Origin of the sequence: Pseudomonas sp. PA-5-4B (assembly GCF_021606215.1) — a bacterium.
In the GTDB taxonomy this organism is placed as follows: domain Bacteria; phylum Pseudomonadota; class Gammaproteobacteria; order Pseudomonadales; family Pseudomonadaceae; genus Aquipseudomonas; species Aquipseudomonas edaphica.
On sequence record NZ_WKDB01000013.1, the window covers coordinates 82,520 to 104,407 of the forward strand.

Consider the following 21,888-nt stretch of genomic DNA (forward strand, 5'->3'; position numbering starts at 1 on the left):
TTAATAAGCCCCATGGTAGGTGCCGCCATGGCGAGCTTTATGCTGTCCGCCCATGCCGATTTTATCGACGACAGCCACGCCGACGTGACCCTGCTCAACCGCTATCTCAACCAGCAAGGTCGTGATGTGGTGGGCAGCAACGCCAAGGCGCATAGCGTGCGGGATTGGGGCCAGGGTTTCGAGTTCAACTTCAAGTCCGGCTACACCGAAGGCCCGGTAGGTTTTGGCCTGGACTTGCAGGCGTTTTACGGCTTGAAACTCGACTCCGGCGGCGACCTCAACGACAAGGATCACCAGGGCCGTTACCCAGGCAGCATGTTCCCGTTGGACAACGGCAAATCCGCCGACCAGTTCGGTGTACTCAGCCCGACCTTCAAGATGCGTTTCGCCAAAGATGAACTGCGGGTTGGCACGCTGTATGGCAACAACCCGGTACTGGCCAACACCGACGGCCGCCTGTACCAGCAGACCAATACCGGCGTGCAACTGGTCTCCAAAGACCTCAGCGACTTCACCTTCACCGGCGGCGATATCTTCAAGACCAAGATCCGCAACGAAACCGGCGACCAAGGCATGATCACCGCCGGCGGCACCCGAGAAAGTGATCGCTTCCTGTTCGGCGGTGCGGATTACACCGGCATCCAGAACACCACCGTGAGCCTGTGGTACTCCAACCTTGAGGATTACTACCAGCAGTTCTTCCTCGGCGCCAAGCGTCATGACGCGTTGTCCGTGGGCGCCATCGACACCGACGTGCGTGTGTTCCGCAGCCTTGGTGTAGGCGCCAACGCCGACGGCGATAAAGACTTTACCGGCGCCGGTCTGTATGGCGACGGCACCAGCAAGGGCCGCATCAACCAAACCACCGCCAGTTTGCTGGAGAGCTACAGCCTGGACGGTCACACCGTCGGCTTGGGCATCCAGAAAAACAGCGGTGACAGCGACTTCCCGTACCTCGATTCCGGCCTCAACAGCGGCGACAACCGCCAAGGGCCGGGCTCAGGCGCAGACACCCCGGCGCTCACCAACATGCAGTTGAATAAATTTCAACACGCCGGTGAGCGCACTTGGCTTGCGCAGTACAAGTATGACTTCGGTAAGCTGGGCCTTACCGGCCTGACGTTCTCGGCGGCCTATGCCCACGGTGATGACATCCGCACCGTGCAAGGCACCACCAGCGAGTGGGAACGCAACATTGCCGTGGCTTACCAAGTACCGACCGGCACCCTCAAGGGCCTGGGCGTGACCTGGAAAAATGCCCACGCCAGCCCGGATATTACCGGTGCCACCGTTCAAGATGAAAATCGCTTTTATGTCAGCTACGTCGTTCCACTCTGGTAGGAAATTGCTGTAGAACGGAGCGGCAGGCTTAAGCGATTCAGCTGGTTAAAAGGCCTGGGAATAACCTTATTCCCAGGCCTTATTTGCCTACGTCCAAGAGAGGATTCGATGACTTACATTGCTGCCGAAAACCGCTATGAATCTATCCCGTACCGCCGCGTAGGTCGCAGTGGATTGGTGCTGCCGGCACTGTCCCTGGGGCTGTGGCACAACTTTGGCGACAGCACCCCGATTGACACCCAGCGCGCCCTGCTGCGCACTGCGTTTGACCTGGGGATCAACCACTTCGACCTGGCCAACAACTACGGCCCACCGTATGGCAGCGCCGAGATCAACTTCGGCCGTTTGCTGCGTGAAGACTTCAAGCACTACCGCGACGAGCTGATCATTTCCAGCAAAGCCGGCTGGGACATGTGGCCCGGCCCTTACGGCCAGGGTGGCGGTTCGCGCAAATACGTACTGGCGAGCCTGGACCAGAGCCTGCAACGCCTGGGCGTCGACTACGTGGATATTTTCTACTCTCACCGTTTTGACGCCGATACCCCGTTGGAAGAAACCGCCAGCGCCCTTGCCACTGCCGTGCAGCAGGGTAAGGCGTTGTACATCGGTATCTCTTCTTATTCCGGGGTGAAAACCCGCGAAATGGCGGCGCTGCTCAAAGAGTGGAAAGTGCCGTTGCTGATCCACCAGCCGGCCTACAACCTGCTCAACCGCTGGATTGAAAAAGACCTGCTGGATACCACCGACGAACTTGGCGCAGGGGTGATTGCTTTCACACCACTGGCCCAGGGTTTGCTCACCGACAAGTACCTCAACGGCGTGCCGGCCGATGCGCGGGTCAACCGCCCAGGTGGCGGCTCGTTGCAGGCCAAGCACTTGTCTGAAGCCAACATTGCCCATGTGCGCGGGTTGAATGAAATCGCCAAGCGCCGTGGCCAGAGCCTCGCGCAATTGGCCCTGGCCTGGACCCTGCGTGACCCACGGGTGACCAGTGCCTTGATTGGTGCGAGCCGGCCGGAGCAGATCATTGAAAACGTCGGCGCGTTGAAGAACCTGAACTTCAGCGCGGAAGAACTGGCGGAGATCGACCGGTTTGCGCAGGAAGGCGGGATTAACCTGTGGGAAAAACCGTCCACTGCTGAATAAGCTGGTACAACCCGGTCAAAAATGTGGGAGCGGGCTTGCCCGCGAAGGCGGTGAATCAGTCGATAAATGTATGGGCTGACCCACCGCTATCGCAGGCAAGCCAGCTCCCACATTTTGATCTTCAGTGTGGCAAATTCACTCGGTTGTACTCGGCCAATGTGGGAGCCGGGCTTGCCCGCGAAGGCGGTGTTTCAGTCGATGAAGTAGTGGCTGGTCCACCGCTATCGCAGGCAAGCCAGCTCCCACATTTTGACCTTCAGTGTGGCAAATTCATTCGGCAGTACGCGGTCAATGTGGGAGCCGGGCTTGCCCGCGATGGCGGTGTGTCAGTCGATGAATGCATGGGCTGGTCCGCCGCTATCGCAGGCAAGCCAGCTCCCACATTTTGATCTTCAGTGTGGCAAATTCATTCGGCAATACGCGGCCAATGTGGGAGCCGGGCTTGCCCGCGATGGCTGTGTGTCAGTCGATGAATGTATGGGCTGGTCCACCGCTATCGCAGGCAAGCCAGCTCCCACATTTTGATCTTCAGTGTGGCAAATTCATTCGGCAGTACGCGGTCAATGTGGGAGCCGGGCTTGCCCGCGAAGGCGGTGTGTCAGTCGATTAAGTTGTGGCTGGTCCACCGCTATCGCAGGCAAGCCCGCTCCCACATTTTGACCTTCATTGATGCAGAGGCTGTGCCTGGTTTAGAAGGGGACGTCGCCCAGGATTGTGGCGCGATGCATCACGCGCCGTTGCGGACGGTAGTCATCCACGGCGTAGTGCTGGGTCACGCGGTTGTCCCAGAACGCCACGTCGTTCTCCTGCCAGCGCCAGCGAATGGTGAATTCCGGCCGTGTTGCGTGGGCAAACAGCAGCTTGAGTATGGCCTCGCTTTCCGTCGGCTCCAGCTCGTTGATTTTGGTGGTGAACCCATCGCTCACAAACAATGACTTACGCCCGCTGACCGGATGCGTGCGCACCACCGGGTGTGACAGGGGTGGATTCTTCTTGCGGGTCTCTTCCCAGCGCGCCAGGTCTTCGGCGGTGTTGCCAAAGCGCTCCAGCGGGAAGGATTTGGTGAAATCATGAGTCGCCGTGAGGCCGTCGAGCAGGCGCTTGAAGGGTTCCGACAGGGCTTCATACGCCGCAATGCCACTGGCCCACAACGTGTCGCCACCAAAGGCCGGCAGCAGCTTGGCGCTGAGCACCGCGCCGAGCGCCGGCGTCGGCAGGAAGGTCACGTCGGTGTGCCATACGGCGTTGTCGCGCACGTCAGTCACGGCAGTGTCGAGGATCAGCACTTCGGGCTGCTCCGGCACGTTGGGGTAGATCGGGTGAATATGCAGGTCGCCAAAATTTGCCGCAAACCGCGCCTGTTGCTGCGGCGTGACGGCTTGGCCACGGAAGAACAGCACCGAGTGGCTGAGCAGCGCCTGCTCAATGGCGTCACGTTCTTGGAGGCTCAACGGTTGGGTGATATCGACGCCACTGATCAGGGCGCCCAGGGCGGTGCTTATTGGCGTAACGGTCAGGCTGCTCATGCGGTTCTCACTCAATGTGCCTGGCCATGCCAAGGCACTAATTTGCGCTGCAGGGCACGCAGGCCCATTTCCATGGCGAAGGCAATCAGGGCGATCACCAGAATCCCCAGCACCACCACGTCGGTGACCAGGAACTGCGCCGCCGACTGCACCATAAAGCCCAGGCCGCTGGTGGCGGCGATCAGCTCGGCGGCAACCAGGGTCGACCAACCCACACCCAGGCCGATGCGCACGCCGGTAAGGATGTCGGGCAGCGCGCTCGGCAGGATCACATGGCGAATCAACTGGGCGCGGGTGGCGCCCAACGACTGCGCGGCACGCAGTTTGGCCGGGTCGACCGTGCGCACGCCGGTCGCGGTGGCGATGGCGATAGGTGCAAAGATTGCCAGGTAAATCAGCAATACCTTGGACAGCTCACCGATGCCGCACCAGATCACGATCAGCGGCAGGTAAGCCAGGGGCGGTATCGGCCGATAGAACTCGATCAGCGGGTCGAGGATGCCACGGGCAATGCGGTTGGCACCGATGGCAATCCCTACCGGCACCGCGGTCAGTACCGCAAAGCCCAGGCCCAGGCCGATGCGCGTGAGGCTCGCGCCCAGGTGCTGCCACAAGGTGGAATCCATATAGCCGGTGGTTGCCAGCAGCCAGCCTTTTTGCAGCACGGCGGAAGGTGGCGGCAGGAACAACGGTTCGATCAAGCCAGTGGCGGTGACGGCCCACCAGATTGCCAGCAAGGCGATCAGGGTGAGTACGCTGATCCAACGTGTACTCAGGCTGCGACGTACTGGAATAACCTTGTGCGCTACCGGCTTGGCGGCCGTGACGGGAAGTTCGTAGCTGCTCATGCAGGCACCTGCCGTTGCGAGAACACTTTGCCCAGCACGTGTTCACGGGTTTCGATAAAGCGCGGGTCGGACTTGATCGCCCGCGCCGATTCACCGGCGGCGTAGCGTTGACCGAAGTCCAGGTGCAGGCGCTCGACGATCTGGCCTGGGTTGGGCGCCAGCAGGATCAGGTCGGTGGCGAGAAATACCGCTTCTTCGATGTCATGGGTAATCAGGAACACCGGTTTGGCCGTGCGCCGCCAGACTTGCAGGAGCAACTCCTGCATCTGTTCGCGGGTGAAGGCATCGAGGGCGCCGAAAGGCTCGTCCATCAGCAGCACGCGAGGGTCAGCCGCCAGCGCGCGGGCCAGGCCGACACGCTGTTTCTGGCCACCGGAAAGCTGCCAGATACGGCGGCTGTCGAAACTGGCCAAATCGACGAGTGCGAGCATTTCCCGGGCGCGTACTTCGCGTTGTGCCTTGGGCACACCGGCCAGTTCCAGGCCGAAGCCGACGTTGGCCAGCACGTCCTGCCAGGGCAGCAGAGCGTCGTCCTGGAACACCACGCCGCGTTCGGCGCTCGGGCCTTTGACCGGTACGCCATCGAGGGTGATACGCCCGGCAGAAGGTTCGACGAAGCCGGCAATCAGGTTCAACAGCGAAGTCTTGCCACTGCCGGACGGGCCGAGGGCCACCAGCAATTGCTGAGGCCCAAGGTCGAGTGAGATATCGGACAGTACCGGTTCTGTGGCGCCTGGGTACTGTGCGCTGATGCGCTCCAGTTGTAGCAAGGCCATCGCGATGAGCTCCTTGAATCAGTTAGTGATGAACTTGGCGCTGACGTAAGGGGCGTAGTCCGGCAGCACGGCGTCGACTTTGCCTTGTTCCTTGAGGAACGCGGCGGTGTCGGTTACAGCCTTGGTAGTCGGTGCGCCCAGCAGGGTTACTTGGTCAGCGGCCAGTGGGTAGACGTTGCCTTGCAGCAGCAGTGGGATATCACTGGCCTTGGCGCCGGAGAGCTTCACCAGCTTGTCGACGTTGCCTTTGTCGGCCAGCCAGGCCTGTGGGTCTTTGCGGTAGGCGGCGTAGGCGTCCAGGGTGACTTTGGCGAAGGCCGTGACGATTTCCGGGTGTTTTTCGGCGAAGTCTTTGCGCACGATCCAGGCATCGAAGGTGGGCGCGCCGAACTTGGCCAGTTCGCCGGAGGTGATCAGCACTTTGCCGTTTTCCTTGGCAACGCCCAGGGCCGGGTCCCACACGTATGTCGCGTCGATATCACCGCGCTTCCACGCCGCAATGATTGCCGGTGGTGCGAGGTTGAGGATGGTCACTTTGGAAGGGTCGATGTTCCAGTGTTTCAGCGCGGCCAACAGGCTGTAGTGGCCGGTAGACACGAAAGGCACGGCAATCTTTTTGCCGACCAGGTCCTGGGGGCTGTTGATCCCCGAACCATTGCGCGCTACCAGCGCTTCGGCGCCGCCGATCTGGGTGGCGACCAGGAAGGTTTCAACCGGCACTTTGCGCGTTACCGCAGCGGTCAGCGGGCTGGAACCGAGGTAGCCGATCTGGACGTCGCCGGAAGCAATGGCGGCGATGATGTCGGCGCCATTGTCGAATTTGCGCCAGTCGATCCTGGCGTTGGTAGCTTTTTCATACGCACCGTCGGCCTGGGCGACTTTCGCCGGGTCTACGGTGGTCTGGTAAGCAATGGTCACATCTGCCGCCTGGGCAAACAGGCTGGCACCGGCCAGGGACAATGCGGCCAAGAGGCGCAATGGGGTAAGCAGTTTCAAGGGGAAGCTCCTCAATCAGGCGGCCGAGGGTCGGCGTGTGAGGAGACTAAATGATCTAAGAACTCGAAAATAAATAACATTTTCGAATTAGCTTATGAGGAGAAGAGTGAGCGCAATCTTCAACCCAATGAAGGCAAATGTGGGAGCTGGCTTGCCTGCGATAGCATCACCTGGGTATCACTGATACACCGAGGTGTTTGCATCGCAGGCAAGCCAGCTCCCACACAAACCAGGTCCCACAGGAGATGGCGTGATGCTTTAGTTACTGATCGCCAGAATGCTTGCCTGGTACGAGCCGACAAACACGTCAAAGTCGCCCACTTCGTTTTGCTCAAGCTCCACCTGCTGAGCCAGCGACTTACGTGCCAACTCTTCAAAGCGTGCTTGCTCATCGGCCGGTAAAGGCTCCTGACGGAAGTGCGCGGCGTGTACCTCGCTCTGGTGCAGGGAGAATTGCGCAAAACTCTCTTTGCGTTCGGCCATTGCCGCCAGCACCTGGGCCGATGGCGTCAGGGACGCGTCCTTGACCTTCGCCAACTGAGCGTCCAGCGCCTGGCTGTGCTCGGTGATGCTATGGCTCTCATCCAGCAAGGCCGCCAGCGGGGCGATCTTCTCCAGCAGCTCGGTGGCCCATTCCTTCATGTCCACCGCCTGGCCTTCACGCTGCAATTGCAGGCCTGGGCGACGGCCTTCCTTGACCACACTGAGGAAGTTGGAGGTGGCATTGCCACACTCGTTGTTGGCGAACAGCGGGCTGTCGTTCAACGCGCAGTACAGCAGGAACGCATCAAGGAAACGCGACTCCGGCAGGTCGATGCCCATCGGCAGGAACGGGTTGATGTCCAGGCAGCGCACTTCGATGTACTGGATGCCACGGGCCATCAGCGCCTGGATCGGCCGCTCGCCGGTGTAGGTCACGCGCTTGGGGCGGATGTTGGAGTAGTACTCGTTTTCGATCTGCAGGATGTTGGTGTTGAGCTGCACCCATTCACCATCCTTATGGGTGCCGATTTCGACGTAAGGCGCGTAGGGCGTTGCCACCGCTTCGCGCAGGCTGTCGGTGTAGCTGTTCAAGTCGTTGTAGCACGGCGTCAGCCCAGCCTGAGCGTTGCTCTGGTAACCCAGGTCGCTCATGCGCAGGCTGGTGGCGTACGGCAAGTACAGCGTGTCGGCGTCCAGCACTTCAAGTTGGTGCGAACGGCCGCGCAGGAAACCGGCGTCCAGGGCCGGTGAAGCACCAAACAGGTACATCAGCAGCCAGCTGTAGCGGCGGAAGTTACGGATCAGCGCGATGTAGGCGGTGGACTGGTAGTCGCGGTCGGTGCCGACGAAGCCTTCAGTCTCCTTGAGCAACGGCCACAGCTGTTCCGGCAGGGAAAAGTTGTAGTGGATGCCGGCGATGCACTGCATGGTCTTGCCGTAACGCAGGGCCAGGCCCTTGCGGTACACGTACTTGAGCTGGCCGATATTGGAGGTGCCGTAGTAGGCGATCGGAATATCTTCCTCGGCCGGCAACGGGCACGGCATCGAAGGGCTCCACAGGTACTCGCTGCCGAGCTTGCTGTAGGCAAACCGATGGATCTTGTCCAGGCTGCTCAGGGTGTCGGCCGGGTTGGGCAGGGCGGGAGTGATGAACTCCAGCAGCGATTCCGAGTAGTCGGTGGTGATCAATTCATTGGTCAACGCGGCGCCCAGGGCTTCTGGATGCGGCGTTTGTGCCAGGCGACCCTCACCGGTGACGCGTAGGCATTCACGCTCGATGCCGTGCAAGCATTGCTCTAGCAGGGAGAGGTGTTCGCGCTTGCCGAGCAGGGCCAGGCGGCGGTTGAGAAGTTCGCTCAAGTTGGATTCCTTCACGCGTCAGTCGCCCCAATATGGGGGTGGGCAGGACGGTCTACAAGGGTGAAGTTGAAACTGGCGTTATCGCCTGGTTTAGAGTCGATTTGGCTCACATTGAAAAAGCCTACTTCACTCCATGAATTGGGCTATAGCGCAGCAAGAAAATTCCGACGCTGTTGTCGCAGCGCCGAAATTAACTCAAATCGAGGGCGGGGAGCTAGAGGACAGCGAAGGTGCCTTGTGCTTTTGCGACAAGTCTTTCGCCTTGATACACATCGGCTTCCACCACCAACGTGCGTCTGCCGGCGTGAATCACCCGGCTGGTGCACAGCACATCACCGTCTTCGACGGCGCGGATATAGTTGATCTTGCACTCGATGGTCGCGCTCTGCTGGTCAAACCCATGGGCGCTGGAACAGGCCAGCCCCATGGTGATGTCGACCAGGCTGAAAATCGCCCCGCCATGGAGCTTGCCCGCGCGGTTGCGCAACTGCGGCTCCAGTGTCAGGGCCACCTCGGCAACGCCCTCGTCCAGGCGTTGCAGGCGGCAGCCGATCAGTTCGCTGAACGCGCTCTGGGTCAAACCGGCCGGGATTTCCATCAGCGTTTCTTCAACTGCTTGGCGTTGGCAAACAGCGACGCCATCGCGTTGTTGCTCGGCGCGGCCGTGGCGGTGGGCTCTTTACGCGGCGCGTTACCCTGGGATTGGCGCGGGGCCGAGCCTGGGCGTGCACCACGGGCGCCGTCGATTTTCTCGCCTGGGGTGTCGCTCATGCGCATCGACAGACCCACGCGTTTGCGCGGGATATCGACTTCCATGACCTTGACCTTGACCACGTCACCGGCTTTTACCGCTTCGCGTGGATCCTTGATGAACTTCTCCGAAAGTGCAGAGATGTGCACCAAACCGTCCTGATGCACGCCGATATCCACAAAGGCGCCAAAGTTGGTCACGTTGGTGACCACGCCTTCGAGGATCATGCCCGGCTGCAGGTCCTTGAGGTCTTCAACACCGTCCTGGAACTCGGCGGTCTTGAACTCGGGACGCGGGTCGCGGCCAGGTTTTTCCAGCTCTTGCAGGATGTCGGTGATGGTCGGCACACCGAAGGTTTCGTCGGTGTACTTCTTCGGGTCCAGGCGCTTGAGGAACGCGGCGTCACCGATCAGCGAACGGATATCGCGGTCGGTCTCGGCGGCAATACGCTGCACCAGCGGGTAGGCTTCCGGGTGAACCGCAGACGAGTCCAGCGGGTTATCGCCGTTCATGACCCGTAGGAAGCCGGCGGCCTGTTCAAAGGTTTTTTCGCCCAGGCGTGCGACTTTCTTGAGCGCGGCGCGGGTTTTGAACGCACCGTTTTCGTCGCGGTGGGTGACAATGTTCTGCGCCAGGGTGGTGTTAAGCCCGGAAATACGCGCCAGCAGCGCGACCGAGGCGGTGTTTACATCCACACCCACCTTGTTCACGCAGTCTTCCACCACCGCATCCAGGCCGCGCGCCAGTTTCAGTTGCGACACGTCGTGCTGGTACTGGCCGACACCAATGGATTTAGGGTCGATCTTCACCAGCTCTGCCAGCGGGTCCTGCAGGCGGCGAGCAATGGAGACGGCGCCACGGATCGACACGTCGAGGTCCGGGAATTCCTTGGAAGCCAGTTCCGACGCCGAGTACACCGAAGCGCCGGCCTCGGAAACCATGACCTTGGTCATCTTCATGGCGGGGTATTTTTTGATCAGCTCGGCGGCCAGCTTGTCGGTTTCACGGCTGGCGGTGCCGTTGCCGATGGCGATCAGGTCCACGGCGTGCTTGGCGCACAGGGCGGCCAGGATGGCGAGGGTCTGGTCCCACTTGTTGTGCGGCACGTGCGGGTACACGGTGGCGTGGTCCAGCAGCTTGCCGGTGGAGTCGACCACCGCAACCTTGCAGCCGGTACGCAAGCCCGGGTCGAGGCCCAACGTGGCGCGCGGGCCGGCCGGTGCGGCCAGCAGCAGGTCGTGCAGGTTGTGGGCGAACACGTTGATCGCCTCGGTTTCGGCGCCGTCGCGCAGCTCGCCGAGCAGGTCGGTTTCCAGGTGGGTGTAGAGCTTGACCTTCCAGGTCCAGCGCACGACTTCACCGAGCCACTTGTCCGCAGGACGGTTCTGATTCTGGATGCCGAATTGTTGCCCGATCATGCCTTCGCACGGGTGCATGGTGCCCGGCAATTCGTCGCCGACTTTCAGCGCCGAGCTGAGAATGCCCTCGTTGCGACCCCGGAAAATCGCCAGTGCCCGGTGCGACGGCATGCTCTTGAGCGGCTCGTCGTGCTCGAAATAATCGCGGAATTTGGCGCCTTCTTCCTCTTTGCCGGCGATAACGCGAGCACTGAGAATGGCTTCCTGCTTGAGGTAGGTGCGCAGTTTTTCCAGCAGGCCGGCGTTTTCAGCGAAACGCTCCATGAGGATGTACTTGGCACCTTCGAGGGCGGCCTTGACGTCGGCGACGCCTTTTTCGGCATCGATAAAGCGCGCGGCTTCGGCTTCCGGGGCCAGCGACGGGTCGTTGAACAGGCCGTCGGCCAGCTCGCCCAAACCGGCTTCCAGGGCGATCTGGCCCTTGGTGCGGCGCTTCTGTTTGTACGGCAGGTAAAGGTCTTCGAGGCGGGTCTTGGTGTCGGCGAGCTTGATGTCGCGTTCCAGTTGCGGGGTCAACTTGCCCTGTTCCTCGATGCTGGCGAGGATGCTGATGCGCCGTTCGTCGAGTTCTCGCAGGTAGCGCAGGCGCTCTTCCAGGTGACGCAATTGGGTGTCGTCGAGGCTGCCGGTCACTTCTTTACGGTAACGGGCGATGAAAGGCACCGTGGAGCCTTCATCCAGTAGCGCGACGGCCGCTTCGACCTGTTGTGGGCGTACACCGAGTTCCTCGGCAATGCGGCTGTTGATGCTGTCCATAAAACCACCTGAAATTCTTGAAAGCAGCTCGCAGGCCCGGAAAACAAGGCGTTGCGAGGCTGGTTGAGCGGCGCCAGCGGCACCGCTGCCTGGGTCAAAAGGCTGCCTATTGACCCTCGAAATCGGGAAATTGCTGCCCCGCGCTGAAAAAACGGCTGAGGCTGCAAACAGTAAAGTCTGACAGTGCCCTGCGTGAAGGCGCCGCATTATAACCAGCGTTCTGCCCTTGGGGGGTACTGCGCCGGTGGTTGTAGGACGCGGGTTCGCTGGCGGTGGAGGAAAAATCTGCTAACAATGCACACGGTGCGTATAACGGCAGCTACGCCATAATGCGCGCCGAGATAAGAGGAGCATCTAATGAGCAGCACTGCACAAACTGCTGAAGGCGAAAAAATTCTCATCGTTGACGACGATCCGGGGCTGAGCAGCCTGCTGGAACGTTTTTTCAACTCCAAGGGCTACCGTGCCCGCGCGGTGCCGAACACCGAGCAGATGGACCGCCTGTTGGGGCGTGAAGTGTTCAACCTGGTCGTACTCGACCTGATGCTGCCCGGCGAAGACGGCCTTACCGCCTGCAAGCGCCTGCGCGGTGCGAACAACCAGATCCCCATCATCATGCTGACCGCCAAGGGCGATGAGCTGAGCCGCATCAAGGGCCTGGAACTGGGCGCTGATGACTACCTGGCCAAGCCGTTCAACCCTGACGAGTTGATGGCCCGGGTCAAGGCCGTATTGCGTCGCCAGGCACCGCCGGTACCGGGCGCGCCAGGCAGCGAAGACGAGAGCGTCACCTTTGGCGAATACGAGCTGTCACTGGCGACCCGCGAACTCAAGCGTGGCGAAGAAGTGCACATGCTGACCACCGGCGAGTTCGCCGTGCTCAAGGCATTGGTGATGAATGCTCGCCAGCCGTTGACCCGCGACAAGCTGATGAACCTGGCCCGTGGCCGCGAATGGGACGCCCTGGAGCGCTCCATCGACGTGCAGATCTCGCGTCTGCGCCGGATGATCGAGCCGGACCCGGCCAAGCCGCGGTACATCCAGACGGTGTGGGGCGTGGGTTATGTGTTTGTGCCGGATGGCACTGCAACCAAGTGACCGATGACTTGCAGGGGCGGGCATCCCGGCGTTTGACTCCATGAGGGTCGACGGGATGCCCGGCGTCTGCAATTCTGCGAGCGCCGCTCGTTCCTGCAAGGTGTTTAGCTGTCTCCTATGAAAACCCCGTTGTGGTTCCCGCAAAGTTTCTTCTCTCGCACCCTTTGGCTGGTGCTGATCGTCGTGCTGTTTTCCAAGGCGCTCACGCTGGTTTATCTGTTGATGAACGAAGACGTGCTGGTAGACAGGCAGTACAGCCACGGTGTCGCCCTGACACTGCGTGCCTACTGGGCCGTTGACCCTGAAAACCGCGAAAAGGTAGCGAAGGCTTCGACGCTGATTCGAGTCGACGGCGCTGGTGTGCCCGAAGGTGAGCAGCATTGGCCTTACAGCGAGATTTATCAGCGTCAGATGCAGGCTGAGCTGGGAGAGGACACCGAGGTGCGCCTGCGCATGCATGTTTCACCTGCACTCTGGGTCAGGGCTCCGAGTCTGGGAGATGCCTGGATCAAGGTGCCCCTTTACCCCCATCCGCTGCGCGGGCAAAAAATCTGGAACGTGTTGGGCTGGTTCCTGGCCATCGGTTTACTTTCAACCGCTTCCGCGTGGATTTTCGTCCGACAGCTCAACCAACCGCTTAAACGCCTGGTGTTTGCCGCCCGCCAGCTCGGGCAGGGGCGCAGTGTGCGCCTGCCGATCAGCGATACGCCCAGTGAGATGACCGAGGTGTACGGTGCCTTCAACCAGATGGCGGAGGATGTCGAACAGGCCGGGCGCGAACGCGAGCTGATGCTGGCGGGCGTGTCCCATGACTTGCGCACGCCGCTGACGCGTTTGCGGCTGTCCCTGGAGTTGATGGGCAACCATAACGACCTGACCGATGACATGGTGCGCGACATCGAGGACATGGACGCGATTCTCGATCAATTCCTGGCGTTTATCCGCGATGGCCGTGATGAGGTGGTGGAGGAAGTCGACCTCACGGACCTGGTGCGTGAGGTGGTAGCGCCCTACAACCAGAATGGCGAACAGGTGCGTATGCGCCTGGAGCCGATCCAGCCGTTTGCATTGCGTCGGGTATCGATGAAGCGCCTGTTGAACAACCTGATCGGCAACGCCTTGCATCACGCGGGTTCAGATGTGGAAGTGGCCGCCTATGTGTCCGGCGACAGCACGGCGCCCTATGTGGTGTTGAGCGTGATGGACCGTGGTACGGGCATCGACCCGGCGGAGCTGGAAGGTATTTTCAACCCATTCACCCGTGGCGACCGTGCGCGGGGCGGCAAGGGTACGGGGCTGGGGCTGGCGATTGTGCGGCGAATTGCTTCGATGCATGGCGGCAATGTTGAGCTGCGCAACCGCGAAGAAGGCGGCCTGGAAGCACGGGTGCGCTTGCCGCTAGGCTTGATGCTGCCAAGGGATGCGGTCTAAAAAAAAACAGCAACCCAATGTGGGAGCTGGCTTGCCTGCGATAACGGTGTATCAGTTAACAAATGGGTTGCTGACCCACCGCTATCGCAGCGATGCGGCGACCCGACAAGCCAGCTCCCACAGGTTTTTTCGGTGGGTGGAAGGCCGGGTTGTATCAGCCCTTGCCCTTGGTCCGGGTCATATTCGGCCCACCATTCTTCTCCAGATGCTGAATGATTATCCCCGCCACATCCTTGCCGGTGGTGGTCTCGATCCCTTCCAGGCCCGGTGATGAATTCACCTCCATCACCAGCGGGCCGTGGTTGGAGCGCAGGATATCCACGCCCGCCACTGCCAGGCCCATCACTTTGGCGGCCCGCAGCGCGGTCATGCGCTCTTCCGGGGTGATCTTGATCAGGCTGGCACTGCCGCCACGGTGCAGGTTGGAGCGGAACTCCCCCGGCTTGGCCTGGCGCTTCATGGCTGCGATCACCTTGTCGCCGACCACGAAGCAGCGGATATCCGCACCGCCGGCTTCCTTGATGTATTCCTGCACCATGATGTTCTGCTTGAGGCCCATGAACGCCTCGATCACCGACTCGGCGGCAGTCGCCGTCTCACACAGCACCACGCCGATCCCTTGGGTACCTTCGAGCACCTTGATCACCAGCGGTGCGCCGTTGACCATCTCGATCAGGTCGGGGATGTCATCGGGGGAGTGGGCAAAGCCGGTCACCGGCAGGCCGATACCCCGGCGCGACAGCAATTGCAGGGAGCGCAGCTTGTCCCGCGAACGGGCAATGGCCACCGATTCGTTGAGCGGGAACACGCCCATCATTTCAAACTGGCGCAACACCGCGCAGCCGTAGAACGTCACCGAAGCGCCGATCCGCGGGATCACCGCATCAAAGCCTTCCAGCGGTTTGCCCCGGTAGTGGATCTGCGGCTTGTGGCTGGCAATGTTCATATAGGCACGCAACGTGTCGATCACCACCATTTCATGGCCACGTTCGGTGCCGGCCTCGACCAGGCGGCGGGTGGAATACAGACGCGGGTTTCGCGACAGCACAGCAATCTTCATGCAGCACCTGGGGCAGAAATAGTAGAGACCGGGAACACCGGCTTGTCTTGAACGTACTTGACGCCGGGACTGACCACCAACTGGCCGTCAATCAGCGCCTTGGAGCCCAGCAACAGGCGGTAACGCATGGCCTTGCGACAGGCCAGGGTGAATTCCACCCGCCATACTCGGTCACCCAGTGCCAGGGTGGTGCTGATTACATACCGCACCTGCGCATGGCCGTTGGAGCTCTTGATAGTTTTCATCGTCACCAGGGGCGCTTCGCAGCGACGATGGCGCAATTGCACCACGCTGCCCAGATGCGCAGTGAAGCGCACCCACTTCTCACCGTCGCGCTCAAAGGGCTCGATATCGGTGGCGTGCAGGCTCGAGGTGCTGGCACCGGTGTCGATCTTCGCGCGCAGGCCAGCCACTCCCAGGTCGGGAAGGGCCACCCACTCGCGCAGACCCACAACGGTCAAATGGTCAAATGTCTTCAATATGGGTAACCGGTCAGTTCGCCCAGGCCTGAGGGGAAACCTCGGCCAGGGCTTTGAATGCAGGCCTGGCGAACCAGTAGCCCTGCATCAGAAATATTCCGCAGTCGGACAGAAAGTCGCGCTCGCCGGCACTTTCGATACCTTCGGCAATGACAGTAACGCCCAACTGCTCACAGATTGTGACAATCCCCTGGACAATAACCTGCCGGACACGATCCTGGTCTACATCGCGAATCAGCGCCATGTCGAGTTTGATCAAGTCGGGTTGGAAATCGGCCAGCAGGTTCAGCCCCGAATAGCCGGCGCCGAAGTCATCGATGGCGGTCTTGAAGCCGAATTCGCGGTATTCACGCAGAATATTGGTCAAATGGCGATAGTTATCTACATGCTCGTTTTCAAGGGTTTCGAAAATCAACCGATCCAGCGGGAAATTATGCGCACGGGCCGCCTCCAGCGTGCTGCGAATGCACAGCTCCGGCCGGTACACGGCATTGGGCATGAAGTTGATCGAAAGATAGCTTTGCATTCCCAGCGCGGCGGCCCCCGCAATCGCCTGAGTACGGCAGCGTTGGTCAAAGCGATAACGGTTGCTGTCGTTGACCTGGTCCAGCACCGACAACGCCCCTTCACCGTGAATACCGCGCACCAATGCTTCGTGGGCAAAAATCGACCGGTCGCGAAGGTCTACGATAGGCTGGTAGGCGAAGGAAAAATCGAAACCCAAGTCTTCGCTTTGCTGGCAACCTACGCAACGCTGGTTGGGCGAGGTGAGTGAGGTGGGAAAGTCGGTCACAGCGTATCCTCGCGAAAACAGGGGGTGTCTGGCGTATCTTAGGTGAGGCTTGGGATTTATGCGTTGAAGGGGTTCAACGGTAAAGTTGCGACATTTTTCAGAGCGAGGAATTCAAGTGGCTCAAAAGCAGGAAGAGGAAGAAAAGGTCCGTTTGGACAAGTGGTTGTGGGCGGCGCGTTTTTATAAAACCCGTGCCCTGGCCAAGGCGGCCATCGAAAGCGGCAAGGTGCACCATCGCGGCGAGCGCTGCAAGCCGGGCAAGGAACCGCGCGTCGGAGACGAGCTGCAGATTCGTACAGGTTTTGACGAAAAGACTGTGGTGGTGCAGGCACTGTCTGTCGTGCGTCGTGGCGCGCCTGAGGCGCAGGCGTTGTATGCCGAAACCGAAGCCAGCATCGCAAAGCGCGAAAATGCGGCGGCTATGCGTAAGGCTGGCGCAACCGGCATGACCACCGACGGCAAGCCGAGCAAGAAGCAGCGGCGTGATCTGTTCAAGTTTCGCGGCAGCGGCAATGATGATTGACACGGATCTCCCTTCAAAAGGAGATCAACAATGTGGGAGCTGGCTTGCCTGCGATAGCGGTGGGTCAGTGACTGAGAGGGTGGCTGACCCCCCGCTATCGCAGGCAAGCCAGCTCTCACATTAGGGCTGCGGTGTTACGCGGCTATGCGCATGACACTCAACCGCCCGATGACTGGCAGCTTCCCGAGCAACCCGAAAACCGGCGCCGTCACCCGTATCAGCAACCCCGACACCTTTGCCGCAAACGGCGTGTAATACCCCCACCCCAGTGCCAGCAACGCCAGCAGCACTCCGCCGATGTAGTCGTCCTGGCCCCAATGTGCGCCCGCCACCAGCCGCGGCATCATGAACAACAATGCCAAGCCCCAGATCACCACTACTTGGGTGAAACGCTGGGCAAACACCGTCATGAACATGCCCCAGATCAGCAGAACCGACGCATGATCGCCCGGGAAGCTCTGGCTGGAACGATCCTTCAACTCCCAGGTTTTCTCCAGGCCCGGGAAATAATCGCTCATATGAATCGCGCCGCTGATCACCATCGACGGGCTGTTGTGCTGCCAGCCCATTTGCGCCGTGAGCTTGGAAAACAGCATACGGATAAACAGCAACAGCAGCAGAATGCTGAGGAAACCGAAGAATGCCTGTCGCACCTGAATGGCCTTGAACACCCAGTCGCCGCGAATCAGCAGTGCCAGCAAAATCACCCCAACCACGGCATCAAACGGTCGCAAACTGGCCACCGCCCACACATGCAACCATGTCGAATTGCTTGCCAATGGGTCATTAAGCAGATGAAACAGCCATTCGTCGAAAACCACACACAGCATCTGTCCCGTGGGCCACAGCCAAAAACACAGCAGCCCGATAGCGACTAGATTGCAAAAGGCCCACCCCCGGAGGTTCCACCTGGCTTGGAACAAACCCGGATTGTTCATAAACTGTCCCTCTTCGCTCTGTAAAAACGCACCAAAAAGGTGCCAAAGCGTTTAATTCTATAAACCTTGTAACCAATTTGTCATCAATTCAGATACCCAGACCTATGACTGATCTACCGGATACCGACTTCACCCAACGCTTCATCTTCGATGAGAACGACGCCCGCGGCGAACTGGTCTCGCTGGAGCGCAGCTATGCCGAAGTCCTTGCCAAGCACCCCTATCCGGAGCCGGTTGCGCAGCTGCTCGGTGAGCTGATGGCGGCGGCCTCGCTGCTGGTAGGCACCATGAAGTTCGATGGTTTGCTGATCTTGCAGGCCCGTTCCGAAGGCCCGGTGCCGATGTTGATGATCGAGTGTTCCAGCGAGCGCGAAATCCGTGGCCTGGCCCGTTACGAAGCCGACCAGATCGCCCCGGACGCGACCTTGTCAGACCTGATGGCCAATGGCGTGCTGGCGATCACCGTCGACCCCACCGAAGGCCAGCGTTACCAGGGCATCGTCGACCTCGACGGCGAAACCCTATCGGACTGCTTTACCAACTATTTCGTGATGTCCCAGCAGGTCGGCACCAAATTCTGGCTCAACGCTGACGGCAAGCGCGCCCGTGGCTTGCTGCTTCAGCAATTGCCGGCTGACCGCATCAAGGACGACGATGAGCGCACCGACAGCTGGCGCAAACTGACCGCCCTGGCCGGCACCCTGACGGCTGAAGAACTGCTGGGCCTGGATAACGAAACCATCCTGCATCGCCTTTACCACGAAGAAGCCGTGCGCCTGTTCGACGCCCAGGGCCTGCGCTTCCGTTGCAGTTGTTCACGTGAGCGCTCGGCCAACGCCTTGGTTAGCCTGGGCCTTGAAGATGCGCAGCAATTGGTGGTGGAACATGGCGGCAATATCGAGATCGACTGCCAATTCTGCAACCAGCGCTACCTGTTCGATGCGGCCGATGTAGCCCAATTATTCGCCGGCGCAGGCATCGACACCCCCTCCGACACCCGCCACTAAAACGTTTAAGCACAGGTAAATCACCTGACAAACGCCGGATTAGCGCAGTTCTGACGGGAGGACCCTACTCTTTTTGGGCTTTTCTGGCATAATCCGGCCCACTTTTTTCGCGGTAGTAGTGCGCAACTTTCTACTACAAAACGTTTGGAGCACTCGGCCATAGGCCGACGGGGAACCTCATGACGCAAGCCAATAACGCCGTATACACCGATCTGAGTGTTGACGATCTGGTCAAAGAAGCCCTGCAGCGCGGTGAAGGCGTGCTTGCCGATACTGGCGCGCTGGTCGTAGAAACCGGTCACCGCACCGGTCGTTCGCCGGTTGACCGTTTCATCGTTGAAGAGCCTTCCACCCAGGACGCAATCGCCTGGGGCCCGATCAACCGCAAGTTCCCGGCCGACAAGTTCGATGCCCTGTGGGCTCGCGTCGAGGCATTCAACAACGCGCAAGAGCATTTCGTTTCCCATGTTCACGTAGGGGCTGCAGAAGACCACTACCTGGCCGTGAAAATGACCACCCAGACTGCCTGGCAGAACCTGTTCGGTCGTTGCCTGTTCATCAACCCGGCCCAGTACAACCCAGCCGGCCGTGATGAGTGGCAAGTGCTTAACGTCGCCAACTTCGAATGCGTGCCAGAGCGTGACGGCACCAACTCCGATGGTTGCGTGATCCTCAATTTCGCCCAGAAAAAAGTGCTGATCGCCGGCATGCGTTACGCCGGTGAAATGAAAAAAGCCATGTTCTCGGTGCAGAACTTCCTGCTGCCGGCCGCCGACGTGCTGCCAATGCACTGCGCCGCCAACATTGGCGAAGCCGGCGACGTGACTCTGTTCTTCGGCCTGTCGGGCACCGGTAAAACCACCCTGTCGGCTGACGAAAGCCGTTACCTGATCGGTGACGATGAACACGGCTGGGGCGAAGGCGTGGTGTTCAACATCGAAGGCGGTTGCTATGCCAAGTGCATCGACCTCTCCGAGAAGAACGAGCCGGTAATCTGGAAAGCCATCAAGCACGGCACCGTGCTTGAAAACGTGGTGATCGACGATGCCAAGCACGCCGACTACACCAACGTCAGCCTGACCCAGAACAGCCGCGCCGCCTACCCGCTGGAGCACGTTGCCAAGCGTTCCGAGAAGAACCTGGGCGGCGAGCCAAACGCTGTGATCTTCCTGACCTGCGACCTGACCGGCGTACTGCCGCCCGTCTCGATCCTCAGCGAAGAACAAGCGGCCTACCACTTCCTGTCCGGCTACACCGCTCTGGTGGGCTCGACCGAAATGGGTTCGGGCAGCGGCATCAAGTCGACCTTCTCCACCTGCTTCGGCGCGCCGTTCTTCCCACGCCCAGCCGGTGAATACGCAGAACTGCTGATCAAGCGTGTGCGCGGCTTCGGCTCCAAGGTCTACCTGGTCAACACCGGCTGGACCGGCGGCGGCTACGGCGTCGGCAAGCGCTTCAACATCCCGACCACTCGCGGCGTGATCGCAGCGATCCAGAGCGGCGCGTTGATCGGTGCACAAACCGAACACCTCGACACCATCAACCTCGACGTGCCTTTGGCCGTACCGGGCGTTGATACCGGCCTGTTGAACCCGCGTAACACCTGGGCTGACAAGGCTGCCTACGACGAAGCGGCGAAAGCGCTGGCTGGTCTGTTCATCGAGAACTTCAAGAAGTTTGAAGTGAGCGATGCGATCAAGGCGGCCGGGCCTAAGTTGTAAGGTTCGGTTGTTGTGAAAAAGCCGCCCTCCGGGGCGGCTTTTTTGTGGGCGACAGGTTAGATGGCGATATGCAAAACCACGGCGCCGACCAGCACTAATGCAACGCCCAGCACCTGCACCGCCGACAACCGCTCCTTGAAAAACACATACCCCAGAATCGCCGCAATCCCGCCGGACAATGTACTGATCACCGTCACCACCGAAACCGAGCCCGTCATCGCGCCCCAGGAAAACGCCGAGAACCCGCCGAGGTTCATCAGGCTCGCACCGGTCAAGGTTGCGCAGTTTTTCAACGGCGGGATCTTCAGGCCGTCCTTGATCTTCAGCACCATCACCACCAGCACGCACAGGCCCACCAGGTAACCCAGCCACAACATGGTGATCGGCCCCAGCGCCGGCAGCGTGTAGCGACCTTGCAACCAGAAGCTGGTGCCGTACAGCAAGGCGGCGAGCATGGCGTAGGCGATGGACTGGCGCGGGTTGTTGTGGGGCGTGCCGTTGTCCTTGTGGATGCTGGACAGGATCACGCCGATTACGCACAGGCCGATGCAGCCGAGTTGGATCAGGTTGATGTGTTCGCCACTGGCCCAGGACAGCAGGGTGGTCACTACGCCGTAAGACGTTACCAAAGGCGCAACGATGGCGGCTTTGCCCAGGGCGAAGGCCTTGGACAGCGCCAGCGCGCCGGAGACGGTGAGCAGGGCGGCGGTGATGCCCAGGAGCCAGACGCTCAATGGGGCATTCAGAGATTTGAACAGGAAGGCCGGGAAGATCACCAGCAACAGCGTCATGATCAAAAAGCCAAGGGCTTGGCCGAAATACACCGCGCGTTTAACGCCCACGGCTAGGGCGTTGAGGCCCACGAGAAAGTCCGTGCCGCCCCAGAGCAGGGCGGCCAGCAGGCCCATTATTACGTCCATGTAAGGTCCTTGTTGTTGTGTCAGCAACTTCAGTGTGGGAGCCGGGCTTGTCGAATCGTCGCACCGCCGCGATGCAGGCGACTCGGTCTGTCAGTAATACCGAGGTGATGCCATCGCAGGCAAGCCAGCTCCCACACCGGTATTCGGTGGTCTTGGGATCAGCTCAAGTTTTCCAGGGTTTGCGTATCCCAACTATGGGTCTTGATCGCCAGGTAGAGCATGCCGATGGTCAGCGGCACCTTATCGCCCCGGCCCTTGGCGCGGCGCTTGAGGAACACATCGAACACCGGCGGTTTGAAGTAACGATAAGCATCGTAGTCGCCCAAGTCGAGGGCAAACTCTTGCTCCATCGCTTCCATCAATTGCTTGGCCTCGGCGCCGTCGCAGCCGAGCTCGAGGTTGATCGAGGTTTCGAGGCGCAGGGTCTTGTGCTTCGGCAGTCCGATTTCTTCGTGCAACAGTTGCAGAAGCTGCTGCATCACGGGGTCTTCGGGGAAGTTGGGGGCCAGGTTCATGGT

20 protein-coding genes are annotated in these 21,888 nt (G+C 60.3%); 7 read left to right on the forward strand and 13 right to left on the reverse strand.

The features are described 5' to 3' along the window. Window positions 1-12 precede the first annotated feature (12 nt). Both GIW28_RS09030 and mgrA read left to right on the forward strand, forming a co-directional pair. Complete coding sequence (locus GIW28_RS09030) at window positions 13-1,341, forward strand: OprD family outer membrane porin (RefSeq protein ID WP_017135726.1); 1,329 nt, start codon at window positions 13-15, stop codon at window positions 1,339-1,341. Between the two features lie 108 nt (window positions 1,342-1,449). After that, the gene (gene mgrA, locus GIW28_RS09035; RefSeq protein ID WP_236447279.1) at window positions 1,450-2,487 is read left to right on the forward strand and encodes an L-glyceraldehyde 3-phosphate reductase; all 1,038 of its coding nucleotides are present in this window, start codon (window positions 1,450-1,452) and stop codon (window positions 2,485-2,487) included. A gap of 689 nt (window positions 2,488-3,176) precedes the next feature. On the opposite strand, the gene tauD is transcribed toward mgrA, so the two are convergent. From tauD to GIW28_RS09070, 7 genes are all read right to left on the reverse strand, one after another. Beyond that, entirely contained in the window at window positions 3,177-4,013 is an 837-nt protein-coding gene (gene tauD / locus GIW28_RS09040; protein WP_017135359.1) for a taurine dioxygenase, read from the reverse strand. Between the two features lie 11 nt (window positions 4,014-4,024). Beyond that, window positions 4,025-4,861, reverse strand: a complete 837-nt coding sequence (tauC, locus tag GIW28_RS09045) for a taurine ABC transporter permease TauC (protein ID WP_169986666.1) — start codon at window positions 4,859-4,861, stop codon at window positions 4,025-4,027. Further along, on the reverse strand, window positions 4,858-5,637 hold the full coding sequence (gene tauB, locus GIW28_RS09050; protein ID WP_236447280.1) for a taurine ABC transporter ATP-binding subunit: 780 nt from the start codon (window positions 5,635-5,637) through the stop codon (window positions 4,858-4,860). Before tauB ends, tauC begins: the two co-directional genes overlap by 4 nt. A gap of 18 nt (window positions 5,638-5,655) precedes the next feature. After that, window positions 5,656-6,633 carry a taurine ABC transporter substrate-binding protein gene (gene tauA / locus GIW28_RS09055; protein ID WP_017135362.1) on the reverse strand — a complete coding sequence of 326 codons (978 nt, stop codon included), beginning with the start codon at window positions 6,631-6,633 and terminating at the stop codon, window positions 5,656-5,658. Between the two features lie 258 nt (window positions 6,634-6,891). After that, on the reverse strand, window positions 6,892-8,475 hold the full coding sequence (gene gshA, locus GIW28_RS09060) for a glutamate--cysteine ligase (protein WP_236447281.1): 1,584 nt from the start codon (window positions 8,473-8,475) through the stop codon (window positions 6,892-6,894). A gap of 214 nt (window positions 8,476-8,689) precedes the next feature. Then, entirely contained in the window at window positions 8,690-9,073 is a 384-nt protein-coding gene (locus GIW28_RS09065) for a PaaI family thioesterase (RefSeq protein WP_017135364.1), read from the reverse strand. Then, window positions 9,073-11,400, reverse strand: coding sequence for a Tex family protein (locus GIW28_RS09070; RefSeq protein ID WP_169986660.1), 2,328 nt, complete (start codon window positions 11,398-11,400; stop codon window positions 9,073-9,075). Before GIW28_RS09070 ends, GIW28_RS09065 begins: the two co-directional genes overlap by 1 nt. A gap of 357 nt (window positions 11,401-11,757) precedes the next feature. Between GIW28_RS09070 and ompR the strand changes: the two genes are divergently transcribed. Together ompR and GIW28_RS09080 are read left to right on the forward strand one after the other, a co-directional pair. Next, window positions 11,758-12,498, forward strand: a complete 741-nt coding sequence (gene ompR, locus GIW28_RS09075; RefSeq protein WP_017135366.1) for an osmolarity response regulator transcription factor OmpR — start codon at window positions 11,758-11,760, stop codon at window positions 12,496-12,498. Window positions 12,499-12,615: 117 nt separating this feature from the next. Continuing rightward, window positions 12,616-13,929, forward strand: coding sequence for an ATP-binding protein (locus GIW28_RS09080; protein ID WP_017135367.1), 1,314 nt, complete (start codon window positions 12,616-12,618; stop codon window positions 13,927-13,929). Window positions 13,930-14,083: 154 nt separating this feature from the next. Here the strand turns inward: GIW28_RS09080 and rimK are convergent, their stop codons facing one another. From rimK to rimA, 3 genes are read right to left on the reverse strand one after another with little or no spacing between them, the layout of a single operon-like run. Then, window positions 14,084-14,989 carry a 30S ribosomal protein S6--L-glutamate ligase gene (gene rimK / locus GIW28_RS09085; RefSeq protein WP_003171022.1) on the reverse strand — a complete coding sequence of 302 codons (906 nt, stop codon included), beginning with the start codon at window positions 14,987-14,989 and terminating at the stop codon, window positions 14,084-14,086. Beyond that, a complete protein-coding gene (gene rimB, locus GIW28_RS09090) occupies window positions 14,986-15,468 on the reverse strand; it encodes a retropepsin-like aspartic endopeptidase RimB (protein WP_034117234.1) in 483 nt (160 codons plus the stop codon). Before rimB ends, rimK begins: the two co-directional genes overlap by 4 nt. 13 nt (window positions 15,469-15,481) lie before the next feature. After that, the gene (gene rimA, locus GIW28_RS09095) at window positions 15,482-16,261 is read right to left on the reverse strand and encodes a S6 modification regulatory phosphodiesterase RimA (protein ID WP_099549518.1); all 780 of its coding nucleotides are present in this window, start codon (window positions 16,259-16,261) and stop codon (window positions 15,482-15,484) included. Between the two features lie 115 nt (window positions 16,262-16,376). On the opposite strand from rimA, the gene GIW28_RS09100 reads away from it, so the two are divergent. Beyond that, window positions 16,377-16,784, forward strand: coding sequence for an RNA-binding S4 domain-containing protein (locus GIW28_RS09100; RefSeq protein ID WP_017135369.1), 408 nt, complete (start codon window positions 16,377-16,379; stop codon window positions 16,782-16,784). A gap of 134 nt (window positions 16,785-16,918) precedes the next feature. Here GIW28_RS09100 and GIW28_RS09105 read toward each other — a convergent pair whose 3' ends face one another. Further along, window positions 16,919-17,722: a phosphatase PAP2 family protein gene (locus tag GIW28_RS09105; protein WP_017135370.1), complete on the reverse strand. Its 804-nt coding sequence runs from the start codon at window positions 17,720-17,722 to the stop codon at window positions 16,919-16,921. Window positions 17,723-17,826: 104 nt separating this feature from the next. Between GIW28_RS09105 and hslO the strand changes: the two genes are divergently transcribed. Further along, window positions 17,827-18,729 carry an Hsp33 family molecular chaperone HslO gene (gene hslO / locus GIW28_RS09110; protein ID WP_017135371.1) on the forward strand — a complete coding sequence of 301 codons (903 nt, stop codon included), beginning with the start codon at window positions 17,827-17,829 and terminating at the stop codon, window positions 18,727-18,729. A gap of 179 nt (window positions 18,730-18,908) precedes the next feature. After that, a complete protein-coding gene (locus tag GIW28_RS09115) occupies window positions 18,909-20,450 on the forward strand; it encodes a phosphoenolpyruvate carboxykinase (protein WP_017135372.1) in 1,542 nt (513 codons plus the stop codon). A 56-nt stretch (window positions 20,451-20,506) separates the two neighbouring features. Here GIW28_RS09115 and GIW28_RS09120 read toward each other — a convergent pair whose 3' ends face one another. Beyond that, a complete protein-coding gene (locus GIW28_RS09120) occupies window positions 20,507-21,370 on the reverse strand; it encodes a DMT family transporter (RefSeq protein WP_236447282.1) in 864 nt (287 codons plus the stop codon). A 158-nt stretch (window positions 21,371-21,528) separates the two neighbouring features. Continuing rightward, on the reverse strand, window positions 21,529-21,888 hold a 360-nt coding region (locus tag GIW28_RS09125), incomplete at its 5' end, for a DUF1493 family protein (protein ID WP_236490390.1).